Annotated in this window: 13 protein-coding genes; 9 read left to right on the forward strand and 4 right to left on the reverse strand. The window is 66.2% G+C overall.

Annotated features, from left to right (window positions below; all coding sequences use genetic code 11):
- The first annotated feature begins 62 nt into the window (after positions 1 to 62).
- Together VA603_RS17355 and VA603_RS17360 are read left to right on the forward strand one after the other, a co-directional pair.
- Positions 63 to 968, forward strand: coding sequence for a LysR family transcriptional regulator (locus VA603_RS17355; RefSeq protein WP_323439565.1), 906 nt, complete (start codon positions 63 to 65; stop codon positions 966 to 968).
- An 18-nt stretch (positions 969 to 986) separates the two neighbouring features.
- Positions 987 to 2,876 carry an ATP-binding cassette domain-containing protein gene (locus VA603_RS17360; protein WP_323439566.1) on the forward strand — a complete coding sequence of 630 codons (1,890 nt, stop codon included), beginning with the start codon at positions 987 to 989 and terminating at the stop codon, positions 2,874 to 2,876.
- A 75-nt stretch (positions 2,877 to 2,951) separates the two neighbouring features.
- On the opposite strand, the gene VA603_RS17365 is transcribed toward VA603_RS17360, so the two are convergent.
- A complete protein-coding gene (locus tag VA603_RS17365; RefSeq protein ID WP_323439567.1) occupies positions 2,952 to 3,386 on the reverse strand; it encodes a barstar family protein in 435 nt (144 codons plus the stop codon).
- Positions 3,383 to 3,850, reverse strand: coding sequence for a guanyl-specific ribonuclease (locus VA603_RS17370; protein WP_323439568.1), 468 nt, complete (start codon positions 3,848 to 3,850; stop codon positions 3,383 to 3,385). The genes VA603_RS17365 and VA603_RS17370 overlap by 4 nt, the downstream gene beginning before the upstream one ends.
- A gap of 262 nt (positions 3,851 to 4,112) precedes the next feature.
- Between VA603_RS17370 and VA603_RS17375 the strand changes: the two genes are divergently transcribed.
- Positions 4,113 to 4,724, forward strand: coding sequence for a superoxide dismutase (locus VA603_RS17375; RefSeq protein ID WP_323439569.1), 612 nt, complete (start codon positions 4,113 to 4,115; stop codon positions 4,722 to 4,724).
- A gap of 86 nt (positions 4,725 to 4,810) precedes the next feature.
- Here the strand turns inward: VA603_RS17375 and VA603_RS17380 are convergent, their stop codons facing one another.
- Positions 4,811 to 5,620 (reverse strand): endonuclease/exonuclease/phosphatase family protein, encoded by an 810-nt coding sequence (locus VA603_RS17380; protein ID WP_323439570.1) that lies wholly within the window; start codon positions 5,618 to 5,620, stop codon positions 4,811 to 4,813.
- Positions 5,621 to 5,801: 181 nt separating this feature from the next.
- Here VA603_RS17380 and VA603_RS17385 point away from each other — a divergent pair, with 181 nt between their 5' ends.
- A complete protein-coding gene (locus VA603_RS17385; RefSeq protein WP_323439571.1) occupies positions 5,802 to 7,376 on the forward strand; it encodes a POT-type proton-dependent oligopeptide transporter in 1,575 nt (524 codons plus the stop codon).
- Positions 7,377 to 7,393: 17 nt separating this feature from the next.
- Complete coding sequence (locus VA603_RS17390; RefSeq protein WP_323439572.1) at positions 7,394 to 8,014, forward strand: rhomboid family intramembrane serine protease; 621 nt, start codon at positions 7,394 to 7,396, stop codon at positions 8,012 to 8,014.
- Between the two features lie 125 nt (positions 8,015 to 8,139).
- Here the strand turns inward: VA603_RS17390 and VA603_RS17395 are convergent, their stop codons facing one another.
- Positions 8,140 to 8,298, reverse strand: coding sequence for a hypothetical protein (locus tag VA603_RS17395; protein ID WP_165931161.1), 159 nt, complete (start codon positions 8,296 to 8,298; stop codon positions 8,140 to 8,142).
- A gap of 204 nt (positions 8,299 to 8,502) precedes the next feature.
- On the opposite strand from VA603_RS17395, the gene VA603_RS17400 reads away from it, so the two are divergent.
- The 4 genes from VA603_RS17400 (at position 8,503) to VA603_RS17415 (ending at position 11,539) form a co-directional block, all read left to right on the forward strand.
- Positions 8,503 to 8,796, forward strand: a complete 294-nt coding sequence (locus VA603_RS17400) for a GNAT family N-acetyltransferase (RefSeq protein ID WP_132864197.1) — start codon at positions 8,503 to 8,505, stop codon at positions 8,794 to 8,796.
- Between the two features lie 57 nt (positions 8,797 to 8,853).
- Positions 8,854 to 9,684, forward strand: a complete 831-nt coding sequence (locus VA603_RS17405) for a DUF3298 and DUF4163 domain-containing protein (protein ID WP_132864196.1) — start codon at positions 8,854 to 8,856, stop codon at positions 9,682 to 9,684.
- A gap of 17 nt (positions 9,685 to 9,701) precedes the next feature.
- Positions 9,702 to 10,817, forward strand: coding sequence for a cyclopropane fatty acyl phospholipid synthase (gene cfa / locus VA603_RS17410; protein ID WP_323439573.1), 1,116 nt, complete (start codon positions 9,702 to 9,704; stop codon positions 10,815 to 10,817).
- A 227-nt stretch (positions 10,818 to 11,044) separates the two neighbouring features.
- Positions 11,045 to 11,539, forward strand: coding sequence for a MarR family winged helix-turn-helix transcriptional regulator (locus VA603_RS17415; protein ID WP_323439574.1), 495 nt, complete (start codon positions 11,045 to 11,047; stop codon positions 11,537 to 11,539).
- Position 11,540 lies beyond the last annotated feature (1 nt).

Here is an 11,540-nt window from a genome sequence, read left to right on the forward strand (position 1 = left end):
TCGGCTGCATCAGCTGTAAAACAGATACTATTCGTACATTCAACCTGTTTTACGGGTAGGTCATGCATCTCTCGCTGCGCCAGCTGCAGATCTTCTCCGCCATTGCCGAGGCCGGGACCACCACTGCCGCCGGTGAAACCATCGGCCTGTCGCAATCGGCCGTGAGCGCCGCATTGAATGAACTGGAAAGCCTGCTCGGGTTGGCCCTGTTCGACCGCATCGGGCGGCGGCTGGTGCTGAACGGGCATGGTCGTGCGTTGCTGCCGGAGGCCCGGGCGTTGCTGGCGGGCATGGCGGACCTCGAGCGGCGCTTCCGCAGCGGGCAGGCGGGGGGCACCCCGGTGCGCTGGCGGGTGGGGGCGAGCACCACGATCGGCAACTACCTGATGCCTTCACGCATAGCGGACCTGCTGGAGAGCAACGGCCAGGCCCATGTCGACCTGGTGATCGGCAATACCCGCGAGATCACCAGCGCGGTGCAGCGCATGGAGGTGGATATCGGCCTGATCGAAGGGCCGAACCACGAGCCCGGGCTGGACGTGGCCGAATGGATGGACGACGAGTTGGTCATCGTCTTCGGCGAGCGCCATCCCCGGGCGGCGGCGCTGCGTGCCGGCGCGGGCCTGGAGGCGCTACGGCAGGCCTGCTGGCTGCTGCGCGAGCCGGGTTCCGGTACCCGCGAGGCGGCCGAACACGCCTTGTTGCCGCACCTGCATGGGTTTGCCGAAGTACTGCAGCTGGGCGGTACCGAGGCCATCAAGCAGGGGGCGGTGGCCGGCCTGGGCCTGGCCTGCCTGTCGCGGCATGCGGTGGCCGACCTGGTCGCGCTGGGCAAGCTGCAGGTGCTGGACAGCCCGTTGCCGCCGCTGCGGCGACGCCTGTGGCTGGTCCGTCACCCCGGCAAACGCGTGCCGGCCAGCCTGCGCCAGCTGCTGGGGTTGCCGGCCAACGTCTTCGCCGACGGCTGACTCCCGTACAATGTGCGGATGCCTTTGATTACTCTGCAGAACGTCGACTACAGCGTCGGCGGCCCGTTGTTGCTGGAAAAAGCCGAACTGTCGATCGAGCCGGGTGAGCGCATCGCCCTGATCGGTCGCAACGGCGCCGGCAAATCCACCCTGATGAAGCTGATGGCCGGCGAACTCAAGCCGGACGATGGCGAAGTGCGCGTCCAGCAGGGCGTGCGCGTCACCCGCCTGGAGCAGGAAGTGCCGCACGGCGCGGCCGGCAGCGTGTTCGACGTGGTCGCCGATGGGCTCGGCGAGCTGGGCCATTGGCTGGCCGAGTTCCACCGCCTGAGCCACGCCGAGGTGTTCGATGGTGATGCGATGGGCAAGGTGCAGGCCAAGATCGACGGCGCCGACGGCTGGGCCCTGGACCAGCGCGTGGCCGAGACCCTGACCAAGCTGGAGCTGGACGGCGAGGCCGAGTTCGGGCGCCTGTCCGGCGGCATGAAGCGCCGCGTGCTGCTGGCGCGCGCGCTGGTGGCCGGTCCGGACGTGCTGCTGCTGGACGAGCCGACCAACCACCTGGACATCGAGGCGATCGACTGGCTGGAAGGCTTCCTCAAGGGCTGGAACGGCTGCGTGGTGTTCGTCACCCACGACCGCCGCTTCCTGCGTGCATTGGCCACCCGCATCGTCGAGATCGACCGCGGGCAGGTCACCAGCTGGCCGGGCGATTGGGAGAACTACGAGCGCCGCCGCGAGGAACGCCTCAACGCGCAGGCCCAGGAGAACGCCCGCTTCGACAAGCTCCTGGCGCAGGAAGAGGTCTGGATCCGGCAGGGCATCAAGGCCCGCCGTACCCGCGACGAAGGGCGCGTGCGCCGGCTCAAGGCCATGCGCAACGAGCGCAGCCAGCGCCGCGAGCTGGGCGGCAACGTCAAGCTGGAAGCAGCCGGCGCGGAGAACTCCGGCAAGAAGGTCATCGACATCAAGGACGTGTCCTTCGCCTTCGGCGAGCGGGTGATGATCAAGGACTTCTCGACCACCATCCTGCGCGGCGACCGCATCGGCCTGATAGGCCCCAACGGCAGCGGCAAGACCACCCTGCTGAAGCTGCTGCTGGGCGAGCTGCAACCGGACAGCGGCGAAGTGCGCCAGGGCACCAACCTGCAGATCGCCTACTTCGACCAGTACCGCGCCACCCTGCGCGAGGACTGGAGCGCGATCGAGAACGTGGCCGAAGGCGCGGACTTCATCGACCTCAATGGCAAGCGCAAGCACGTGCATGCCTACCTGCAGGACTTCCTGTTCACCCCCGAGCGTGCGCGCGCGCCGATCACCCGCCTGTCTGGCGGCGAGCGCAATCGCCTGCTGCTGGCCAAGCTGTTCGCGCAGCCGTCCAACCTGCTGGTGATGGACGAACCGACCAACGACCTGGACGTGGAAACCCTGGAGCTGCTAGAAGAGCTGCTGGGTGATTACACCGGCACCCTGCTGCTGGTCAGCCATGACCGTGATTTCCTGGACAACGTGGTCACCTCCACGCTGGTGCTGGAAGGCGAGGGCAAGGTGGGCGACTACATCGGTGGCTACACCGACTCGCTGCGCCAGCGCCCGGCGCCTGCCATGAGTGGCATGGCGGTGGCCAAGGCCTCGGCGACCACGCCGGCGGCCAAGCCGGCTGTCCCGGCGGCCGAGGCGGCACCGGCCAAGCGCAAGCTCAGCTTCAAGGACGCGCGTGAGCTGGAACAGCTGCCGGCGAAGATCGAGCAGTTGGAACTGGAAGTGGAAGGCCTGACCAGCGCGATGAACGACCCGGCGTTCTATACCCGTTCCAGCGCCGAGGTCACCGCGCACACGCAGAAGCTGGGCAAGGTGCAGGCCGAGCTGGATGCGGCCTACGCACGCTGGGAAGAGCTGGACGCGTGACCTGAGCGCCAGGGGTTTCGCGACCGAGGTCGCTCCTGCACGGTGCAGGAGCCGCCTTGGCGGCGAAGCCGGATCTCATTCGTCCGCAGGGACGCCGGCGTCGGGCAGCTCGAAGAATGCCCAGAACGGCACGTTCTGCTCTGCCCAGCTGATCGCCGTTTCCGAGAGCACATCCAGCAACGTGTTGAAGTCCTCGGGGCTGTTCCGGCGCAGGTCGGTGGCCTCGCTGAACAGCACCGCGTAGCCGTTGGCGGGCAGCCAGGACAAGTCGCGCAGCGCGTCGGACAGGGCATCCCAGTTGCGGCTCCAGCCGGGCGGGAAGTCCAGCTGGGTACCCAGCCGCATCAGCAGGGTGCGCTTGTCGCTGCAGCCTTCCAGGTCCACCCGCAGCACTTTCAGCCCGGCATCGCGGGCCGCCGCGGCCAGGCCGCCGAGGTCGCCGTCGCCGACGCCGTAGACGCCGGCCTGGCTGACGTCTTCCAGTCCCATGTCAAAACCGCTGTCGCTCATGGCCGTACTCCGGTGGCGGGGACGCTGAAGCTGCGGAAGCTCTCGTAATGGTCTTCGGTGTAGTACCAGACCTCCGGCGGCGTGCCGCCGGTGACGATGCGCCGGGCGCCACGGTGGTCCAGTCCCGGCGTATCGACGGTGTACTCGCGGTAGTAACCGCGCGGCCGCTGCGGCAGCTGGCGTTCGCGGTTGCCGAACACGCTGCCGTCCTGCCGGTGCGGATACGGGCCGCCGCGCTGGATCAGCGCGATGGTGGCGCGTGCTTCGGCCGGCAGGAACGCCGGCAACGGGTCCGCCGCTGCGCTGGTCCGCTGGACAGGCGATGCGGTAGCGGGCGCATCGGCCACCTCCTGGGTCAGCGAGGGCGCGAACTGCGGCGGTGCGGGTTGCTGCACCAAGCGCATTCCCCACAGCCCTGCGATCAGAAGGACGATGGCAACGACCAGCAGTAAGGGCTTGCGCATGGGCAATGGGGCAGGTGGCGGGACAGGCGACGATTATCACGCCAGCGCGGGTGCTTTGTTGAACGACAGGTTCAGTGCGCACGCTTCACATGGGAGTAACAACGGCGGCGCATGTCGGGGCCGGATGATCCATGACCCAGTGACGGGACAAAGTTTCCTTTACATCGCCCTTGGTAAGTTGGCCGTTCGTCCCTACCATTCATACCGCACTGTCCGGTTTTTCGGCCGGACGCAAAAACCGGTATCCAAAAGGAGATTCCTCATGGCCTACACCCTGCCCAAGCTGCCCTACGCCTACGACGCCCTCGAACCGCATATCGACGCGGCGACGATGGAAATCCATCACAGCAAGCACCACCAGACGTACATCAACAACGTCAATGCCGCGCTGGAAGGCACCGAGTACGCCGACCTGCCGATCGAAGAGCTGGTCAAGAAGACCAAGTCGCTGCCGGAGAACCTGCAGGGCCCGGTGCGCAACAACGGTGGCGGCCATGCCAACCACTCGCTGTTCTGGACCGTGATGTCGCCCAACGGCGGCGGCGAGCCGGTCGGTGACGTGGCCAAGGCCATCGACGCCCAGCTGGGCGGCTTTGAGAAGTTCAAGGAAGCCTTCACCAAGGCCGCGCTGACCCGCTTCGGCAGTGGCTGGGCGTGGCTGAGCGTGACCCCGGACAAGAAGGTGGTGGTCGAGTCCTCGGCCAACCAGGACAGCCCGCTGGTCGAAGGCAACACCCCGATCCTGGCGCTGGACGTGTGGGAACACGCCTACTACCTGAAGTACCAGAACCGTCGTCCGGAATACATCGGCGCGTTCTTCAACGTGGTCGACTGGAACGAAGTCGAGCGCCGTTACCAGGAAGCCATTGCCTGATCCTGGCGACCGGCGCTGCCCTTGGGCGCGCCGGTTGCAGGCGGGATGCGGTGGAAGCCGGGCCGAAAGGTCCGGCTTTCGTCGTTTCAGGGGGTGTCGCTGCTGGCCTCGTCGAACGCCCGGGTGATGCGCAGGGTGGCCATCATGCCCAGCGGGGTCGAGGCGAGGCTGGCCGCTTCGGCCGGCAACACGATGGCCTGTTGCTTGATGTCGGCGAAGCTGCGTACCTGGTAGAGCACGTCCATGCCGTGTTCGTTGCTCTCGGCGGGACGTGGCTCGGGACGGCGTACGGAGGGGTTGCGCCGTGCCGGCTGGAAGCCCGGCAGCTGCCGGACCAGCTCATCGGTGGGCGCGCTGAAGTCGCCCACCACCAGTGATGGCAGCCCCTCGCCGGTGGCATCCATCCAGGTCCGCAGGTCGGCGGCCTGATGCCCGCGCGCGATGGTCGTGTTGTCGGCCGGGCGCATGCGCGCGGTATAGATGTTCAGTTGCGCGCGCTGCAGTTGCAGGCGTTGCATGCCGGCGATGGAGGGGCTGTCGTCGCCATGCAGCAGGGTGATCCCGTCCTCCAGCGTCGACAGCCGGGTCAGGATCGCATTGCCACGGCGCTGCGCTTGGCTGGGCCGGTCGGCGGAGACGAAGTCACAGCTGTAGCGGAGCTTGCCGCCCAGCCAGCAGGCCGGATTGCTGGCGTCGCTGACCTGCTGCACGTCCTGGACCACGATCACGTCCGGGCGCAGATCGGCCAACAGCGTGGCGATGCGCTCGCGGTCGTTCATCCAGCTTTCGCTGACCGGCGGGAGCCGCACACTGGCGACCTTGATGACCGGCGCCACTGGCTGGGCCAGCGCCGAGAACGAGAGAACCAACAACCCGAAACAGCCCCAACGCAGCATTGCAACGGCTCAAATGGACAGGCTGTCATCGTATTCCGAATGTCGTCTAAGGTTCGTGGAGGTCAGCCGCTACAGTCTGTCCCGCACACGCGGGTGGGGGTTTTCAAGGGCCGACCGGCAGGTCACGATGCCTGCACGATGCGTTACGCTTGCAACCTTTGTATCAACGGATCGCCTCCAGATGACGACCAGCCACGCTGCCGCAAGCCCGGCGCCCACGGGGCGCATGCCCCGCCAGATCCCCTACATCATCGGCAACGAAGGCTGCGAGCGGTTCAGCTTCTACGGGATGCGCAACATCCTGGTGCAGTTCCTGATCACCTCCACGCTGCTGCAGCACATCCTGGACTCGGATGCACGCGCGCTGGAGGCCAAGGACCTGATGCACACCTTCATGATCGGCGTGTACTTCTTCCCGCTGCTGGGTGGCTGGGTAGCCGACCGCTTCTTCGGCAAGTACAACACCATCCTGTCCTTCAGCCTGGTCTACTGCCTGGGCCATGCGTTCCTGGCGGTGTTCGAGGACAACCGCATGGGCTTCTTCGCCGGCCTGGGCCTGATCGCCTTCGGCGCCGGCGGCATCAAGCCGCTGGTGGCCTCGTTCGTGGGCGACCAGTTCGACCAGAGCAACAAGCACCTGGCCAAGAAGGTGTTCGACGCCTTCTACTGGATCATCAACTTCGGCTCGCTGTTCGCCTCGCTGAGCATGCCGCTGTTCCTGAAGAACTTCGGCCCGTCGGTGGCGTTTGGCATCCCGGGCCTGCTGATGTTCATCGCCACCTTCGTGTTCTGGCTGGGCCGCAAGAAGTACGTGCTGGTCAAGCCGGACATGGCCGATGACCCGGACTCCTTCAGCAAGGTCATCCGTACCGCGTTGTTCGCGCGCAAGGCCGGCAAGGGCCGCCCGGGACTGGTGCTGGCCGGCCTGGGCCTGGTCGCGGCGGTGGCGTCGCTGGCGATGACCCCGGTGCTGGGCTTCGTGATCGCCGCCTGCATCGCGCTGGTGCTGGTGATCGCCGGTGTCGGTGGCGGGGCCTGGCTGCAGCTGGACCGCGCCCGCGGCAGCCACCCGGACGCGGCCGTCAACGGCGTGCGCAACGTGTTGCGGGTGCTGGTGATCTTCGCGCTGGTCACCCCGTTCCATTCGCTGTTTGACCAGAAGGCCTCGACCTGGGTGCTGCAGGGCGAACAGATGACCAAGCCGGCCTGGTTCGTCGCCTCGCAGATGCAGGCCTTGAACCCGGCGCTGGTGATGATCCTGATCCCGTTCAACAACCTGGTCCTGTACCCGCTGTTGGCCAAACTGGGCTGGGAGCCGACCGCACTGCGCCGCATGACCGCCGGCATCGCCTTCAGCGGGCTGGCCTGGATCGTGATCGGTGGCATCCAGGTGGTGATGGACGGCGGCGAGCCGATGTCCATCGTCTGGCAGATCCTGCCGTACGCGCTGCTGACCTTTGGCGAGGTGCTGGTCTCGGCGACCGGGCTGGAGTTCGCCTACAGCCAGGCCCCGCAGTCGATGAAGGGCGTGGTGATGAGCTTCTGGAACCTGACCACCACGGTTGGCAACCTGTGGGTGCTGCTGGCCAACTTCGCGGTGCGCAATGATGCGGTGACCCATAACATTGCCACCACCGGCCTGAGCGTGACCGCCTTCCAGATGTTCTTCTTCGCCGGCTTTGCCCTGCTGGCGGCGTTGGCCTTTGGTTGGTATGCGCGCCGTTATACCGTGGTCGACAACTATCGCGCCGCCTGAGCAGAGACAGATATCCGATGAATGGTCCCATCACCCTGATCCTGATCGCCATCACCGCACTGGTGTCGTGGATGGCGTTCAACAACCGCAAGCTGCTGGACCGGCTGATCCTGTGGCCGCCGGCCATCGATCGCCACAAGCAGTACGACCGGTTGCTGACCTACGGTTTCATCCATGCCGATTTCATGCACCTGTTGTTCAACATGGTCACGTTGTTCTTCTTCGGGCGTGCGATCGAAGGGCTGATGCTGCGCTTGAGCGGGCAGTGGTGGGTGTTCCCGTTGTTCTACCTGTCGGCGCTGCTGGTCTCGATCCTGCCCAGCTACCTGAAGAACCAGAAGAACCCGAACTACCTGAGCCTGGGCGCCTCCGGCGCGGTGTCGGCGGTGCTGTTCGCCTTCGTGCTGGTGTCGCCGTGGTCGTTGATCTTCGTGTTCTTCATCCCGGCCCCGGCCGTGCTGTATGCCGTGTTCTACGTGGGCTACAGCATCTGGATGGACAAGAAGGGCGGGGACAACGTCAACCACAGCGCCCACCTGGCCGGTGCGGCCTATGGCGTGATGTTCATGCTGTTGATGTCGCCGGACCTGCTGCAGCACTTCCTGCAGGCGCTGATGAATCCCAGCTTCGGCCGCTGAGGCAGGGTAGGGGGCTCCGGGTGCCGGGGCCTTGCCCCGGGGGCCTGCGGCCTGGCGGAAGGAACACGCCAGGCACGGCTGCGGCGGTAGGTCGTGCGGGCTGACAGGCGTCAGCCCCGGGCGGTTCAGGCCTCGTACGTCGCCAGCAGGCGGGTGTAGACCTCGTTGTCGATCTTCTCGAACTCCCAGGTGTGGGTGTCGCCGGTCACCGTGAGCTGGAACAAGCCTTCCAGCAGGGTGGCATCGTGGTCGTTGCTCGGGATGGCGCGTTCGTTGTCGTACATGGGGCTGTCCTGGTGCTGTTCTGTCCGTTGTCCAGGTACAGAGCAAGAGTCATGCCAGCATTTCTGGCAGGATTGAGCCGCTCCCAGGCTCGCGCCGGGGGCGGGAATGTCGGAAAGTGACGCAATGCGGCGGACGCGGGAGGCCTTTGCGTCATCACGTTGTGTTGACTTTGCGACCCGGTACCTGGAAAAAGGAGCAGGCACATGGCAGCAACGGGGAATGACGGCGCTTCGATCCGGCACGACGCGCACGCGCGTCGCTTCGAAACCCGGGTGGACGGCCATCTGGCCGAGCTGGACTACGTGATGGAAGGCAACACCATGGTCATCACCCATACCGGCGTGCCGGAGGCCATCGGTGGACGTGGCATCGCCGCCGCGCTGACCCGGCATGCGCTGGACCATGCACGCGCCGAAGGCTGGAGGGTGGTGCCAGCCTGCGCCTATGCCGCCGCTTTCATGCAACGTCATGGCGAATACACGGACCTGCTGGGATAATCGGCCCTGCGCGGCCAAGCCCGATCGGGCGGCCATCTCTTCGAGGAAGCACAGGGCATGAACAGGTTTGCACAGGGATCGTATGCAGCAGCGGTGCTGCTGTTGGCATTGGCAGGATGCAAGCGTGAGGATGCGCCGCAGGCGCCGGTAGCGGCAACGCCGGAGGCGCCAGCTGCGCCGGTCGAGCAGGGTGCGGCACCGGCCGACCTGCGCGACGTCATCGAGAACACGCCGAGCTATGTGATCGGCATCAGCTACCCGCCCGCCGCGGCCAAGTACCCGGGCCTGGCGCAGGAACTGACGCAGTACGCCGAGCATGCCAAGGCCGAACTGCTCAAGGCCGTGGGCGAACTGGGCAACGACAAGCCGACCGCGCCCTATGAGCTGTCGCTGGCCTTCGACATGTTGGCCGATACCAGCAAGGTCGTCGCGGTGTCCGCCGACGGCAGCAGCTACACCGGTGGGGCCCATGGCCAGCCGCTGGTGGCGCGCTTTGTCTGGTTGCCCGAGCGGCAGAAGCTGCTGCGCGCCGAGGACCTGATCGACGGCGACAAGGGCTGGAAAGCGATCAGCGACTACGCCGAGGACAAGCTGCTGGAACAGGCGACCGTTCGTGCCCAGGGCGAGGACCTGTCGCCGGAGGAACAGCAGGCCCAGGTGCGCAACCTGGCCAAGATGATCGACGAGGGCACCGCCCCGGACGCGGCCAACTTCGCCCAGTTCCAGCCGGTGATGGACGCCTCCGGCCGCATCAGCGCGCTGCGCTTCGTGTTCGCGCCGTACCAGGTGGGGCCGTATTCCGATGGCACGCAGACGGTGGACGTGCCGGCTGCCGCCCTGCTGCCGTACGTGGCCGCCGATTACCGGGAGTTGTTCGCACAGCCGTAAACCGTGGAGGGCCAGCGATGGATGCAGGGTTGCAACGACGCGTCGAAGCACTGCTGCAGGAGGCGGACGTGGTCCCGGGTGGGACGCGTGCGCAGGATATCGACATCCTCGACCCGCGCTTCCATGCGCGGGTGCTGGCCGATGGCTCGCTCGGGCTGGGCGAGAGCTACATGGAAGGCTGGTGGCGCGCGCATTCGCTCGATGGCTTCCTGACCCACCTGCTGGAGGCGCGCCTGGACGAGCGCGTGCACGGCAGCGGCGAGGTCTGGGACGCGCTCAAGGCCAAGCTGTTCAACCTGCAGAGCGGGCAGGGCAGTTTCGAGGTTGGCAAGCGCCACTACGACCTGGGCAATGACCTGTACCGGGCGATGCTGGGCAAGCGCCTGGTCTACAGCTGCGGCTACTGGCGCCACGCCGATACGCTGGATGCGGCCCAGGAGGCCAAGCTGGACCTGATCTGCCGCAAGTTGCGGCTGCAACCGGGCATGCGCATCCTCGACATCGGCTGTGGCTGGGGCGAGGCGTTGAAGTTCGCGGCCGAGCGCTATGGCGTGCAGGGCGTCGGGGTGACCATCTCGCACGAACAGGCGGTGCTGGCCCGGGAGATCTGCGCCGGGTTGCCGGTCGAAATCCGCCTGCAGGACTACCGCGAGCTGGATGAGCCCTTCGACGCGATTCTGTCGGTGGGCATGTTCGAGCATGTGGGGGTCAAGAACTACCGCACCTACTTCGAGACCGCCCGGCGCTGCCTCGGCGAGCAGGGCCTGTTCCTGCTGCACAGCATCGGCACCAATATCAGCCGCGACCGTACCGATCCGTGGATCGCGCGCTACATCTTCCCCAACTCGATGCTGCCCTCGGCCGCGCAGATCACCGCGGCGATGGAAGGGCTGTTCGTGCTGGAGGACTGGCACAACTTCGGCACCGACTACGACCTGACTCTGCAGGCCTGGCGCGACAACGTGGAAGCGGCCTGGGACGTGCTGGACCCGCGCTACGACGAGCGCTTCCGGCGGATGTGGCGGTTCTACCTGGCCGGTTCGATGTCCACCTTCCGCACCCGGCATTCGCAGTTGTGGCAACTGGTGCTGTCGCCGCGCGGCGTGCCCGGTGGCTACGTGGATGTCCGCTAGGCATGCGCTAGGGGCAGCCGGCCGCCGATGGCGGCGCCGGCCGGGGGACGCGGTGAAGGGGCAAGGGATGGCGCCGGATCCCGGTGCATTCATGTGCATAAACAGGAACTGCCGCTGCCGTCCGAGGTGATTCCTGGTCGGGGCTGGCTGTCCGGCGTGATATTTCATTCACTCATTGATATTTCATTTGTGTATTATATTCGCCAGTCCTGACTCTTTTCCTGGCGATGAGCAGCTTCGATCCCACCGAAATCCGCATCGATGCCACCTGCAACCGGTGGCCGGGTTTCCCGCGCGAACCGGCGGTGCTGGTCCGGCTGGTCAAGGGCATCTACAAGTCGGTCCATGACCATGCCAACGCGGTGCTGCGCGACTTCGAACTCTGCCACGCCGAATACAACGTGCTGATGATGCTGTACGGCACGCCGGACCGCCCGGTCAGCCCGTCCGAGCTGGCCGGGGCGGCCACCGAGAAGTCGGCCAACATCACCCGCCTGACCGACCTGCTGTGCCGCAAGGGGCTGCTGGAGCGCATTCCGCACCCGGAGGACCGGCGCAAGCTGGACCTGCGCCTGACCCACGAAGGCGTGGCCTGCGTGGAGCGCATGCTGCCGGCCATGTCCGGCCTGCTGTTGCAGCAGGTGGAAGGGTTGAACGAAGCCGAGCAGCACCAGTTGGAAGCACTGCTGAAAAAGATGCTTGCCGGCATCGACGCCATCTGAG

The organism is Stenotrophomonas capsici (assembly GCF_034961085.1).
Lineage (GTDB): Bacteria > Pseudomonadota > Gammaproteobacteria > Xanthomonadales > Xanthomonadaceae > Stenotrophomonas > Stenotrophomonas capsici.

Coding starts and splice junctions, on each gene's coding strand:
- VA603_RS17375 (WP_323439569.1), top strand. CDS start 4,113: ATGGCCTACACCCTGCCCAAGCTGCCCTACGCCTACGACGCCCTCGAA.
- VA603_RS17400 (WP_132864197.1), top strand. CDS start 8,503: ATGGCAGCAACGGGGAATGACGGCGCTTCGATCCGGCACGACGCGCAC.
- VA603_RS17415 (WP_323439574.1), top strand. CDS start 11,045: ATGAGCAGCTTCGATCCCACCGAAATCCGCATCGATGCCACCTGCAAC.
- VA603_RS17390 (WP_323439572.1), top strand. CDS start 7,394: ATGAATGGTCCCATCACCCTGATCCTGATCGCCATCACCGCACTGGTG.
- VA603_RS17355 (WP_323439565.1), top strand. CDS start 63: ATGCATCTCTCGCTGCGCCAGCTGCAGATCTTCTCCGCCATTGCCGAG.
- VA603_RS17370 (WP_323439568.1), bottom strand. CDS start 3,850: ATGCGCAAGCCCTTACTGCTGGTCGTTGCCATCGTCCTTCTGATCGCA.
- VA603_RS17365 (WP_323439567.1), bottom strand. CDS start 3,386: ATGAGCGACAGCGGTTTTGACATGGGACTGGAAGACGTCAGCCAGGCC.
- VA603_RS17395 (WP_165931161.1), bottom strand. CDS start 8,298: ATGTACGACAACGAACGCGCCATCCCGAGCAACGACCACGATGCCACC.
- VA603_RS17385 (WP_323439571.1), top strand. CDS start 5,802: ATGACGACCAGCCACGCTGCCGCAAGCCCGGCGCCCACGGGGCGCATG.
- VA603_RS17405 (WP_132864196.1), top strand. CDS start 8,854: ATGAACAGGTTTGCACAGGGATCGTATGCAGCAGCGGTGCTGCTGTTG.
- cfa (WP_323439573.1), top strand. CDS start 9,702: ATGGATGCAGGGTTGCAACGACGCGTCGAAGCACTGCTGCAGGAGGCG.
- VA603_RS17360 (WP_323439566.1), top strand. CDS start 987: ATGCCTTTGATTACTCTGCAGAACGTCGACTACAGCGTCGGCGGCCCG.
- VA603_RS17380 (WP_323439570.1), bottom strand. CDS start 5,620: ATGCTGCGTTGGGGCTGTTTCGGGTTGTTGGTTCTCTCGTTCTCGGCG.